The organism is Bartonella sp. AA18HLJMS (genome assembly GCF_042197245.1).
Lineage (GTDB): Bacteria > Pseudomonadota > Alphaproteobacteria > Rhizobiales > Rhizobiaceae > Bartonella.
Genome location: NZ_JBHIRP010000084.1, coordinates 1 through 760 on the forward strand (window position 1 = coordinate 1; position 760 = coordinate 760).

Below are 760 nucleotides of genomic sequence, written 5' to 3' on the forward strand. Positions count from 1 at the left end.
GCGATGCGCTATCTTATTGACTATGAAGGACTCGGTAAGACTCTTCTCAAAGATGTTGGTATTCCACGTGCAAGTTTTATTCCTCTTGGTAATCTTGGAGCTTTGGATGAAAAAGAGGGACAACCCTTTAAACTTGATCTCCAAAAAGCAAAGCAACTTTTAACAGAGGCAGGTTATCCGGATGGTTTTGAGGCCAGTATTTTTGCCGGTGCCTCTCCTTATCCTTTTGCTTTGCCTATTGCTCAGTCTCTCCAAGACAATGCAAAAAAGGTGGGGGTACGTTTTAAAATTGAACGCTTCGTAGGCACACAGTTATTTTCAAAACTATCTGCACGTACTTTTGATACAATTTTTTTCGGATGGAATAATGATTCTGCGGATCCTCATACAATGGCTTCACGTCTTATTTATAATCCAGATAATCGGCTTGAGGCGAAAAATACAGGCTATGCGAGTTGGTGCCATGGGTATTTGGATGAAACTATGAATCAAAAGGTTCAAGATGCATTGTTTCAAAAAGATCCCAAAAAACGGGCGCAAATGTATGCTGATTTACAACGTGATTTTATGCAGAAAGGGCCTTATGCTTTTATCTATCAGACATATGTTTCTGTAGCGATGACATCTGATGTCAAAAAATGGGTTTGGAATAGTGCACCACGTATTTTTTATAGTGCAATTGAAAAATAAGAAGGTATCAAGTTTATAAAATATAAAAAACATGGTCATGATATATTTGATGTATTGCAAAGCTCTTTAA

1 protein-coding gene is annotated in these 760 nt (G+C 37.6%); it reads left to right on the forward strand.

From position 1 onward, the window contains the following. The coding region (locus tag ACFINW_RS10050; protein ID WP_375674273.1) for an ABC transporter substrate-binding protein at positions 1 to 690 on the forward strand (690 nt) is incomplete at its 5' end. Positions 691 to 760: the final 70 nt, after the last annotated feature.